Genomic DNA, 590 nt, shown 5'->3' with positions numbered 1-590 from the left:
TTGGCTGTCAGTAAAATATAAAATTGGATAAAGTAAAAATAAACATTGACTTGTTTGATTATGGAAGCGCAAGAATTGACATTGAAGATAGTGTCAATAAAATTTCCCTCTTTCCGTCTTATATATTTGACGGATTGCAAAGACTGTTGATTCCAATTCTTTTGCTCAATAAAGGATTACAAGAGGCTGAGTGTGCAATCTTTTGTGAATCACCTGAAATCATGTTGTCCTTCAAACAAGCCGATGAAGTAGTAGAGGTGAAGGTATATGAATTTTATGATTTCCGGGAAAGGCCATTGAAGGACATTATTGACAAAAGTGAGCTAGTGTTCACCACGCGATGTAAACTTAAGCAACTCACTAATCAAATAATTAACGCCTACTATCACCTTCAAGAAAGTTATGGTATAGAAGGATATAGAAAGAAGTGGAAGAATGCGTTTCCGGAGAGAGAATTTATTGAACTACAAGAGTTGATAAAAAAACAAAAGTGAAAGACCGACAGCCAACACCTGCTAAGCCGTTCACTTGCCTGTTCATACACACAGTCAAAGCACGAAGGCAAAGTGCCGGTTAGCTGTGGTCCATTA

General features: G+C 37.1%; 1 protein-coding gene. It reads left to right on the top strand.

Features of this window, described 5'->3' with window-relative positions:
* Positions 1-23: 23 nt before the first annotated feature.
* Complete coding sequence (locus Q0590_RS37495; RefSeq protein ID WP_302042815.1) at positions 24-494, top strand: hypothetical protein; 471 nt, start codon at positions 24-26, stop codon at positions 492-494.
* Positions 495-590 lie beyond the last annotated feature (96 nt).

It is taken from the genome of Rhodocytophaga aerolata, from assembly GCF_030503435.1.
GTDB lineage: Bacteria > Bacteroidota > Bacteroidia > Cytophagales > 172606-1 > Rhodocytophaga > Rhodocytophaga aerolata.
The sequence above is the reverse complement of the archived record's forward strand: the minus strand, read 5'-3'. Positions and strand labels throughout refer to the sequence as shown.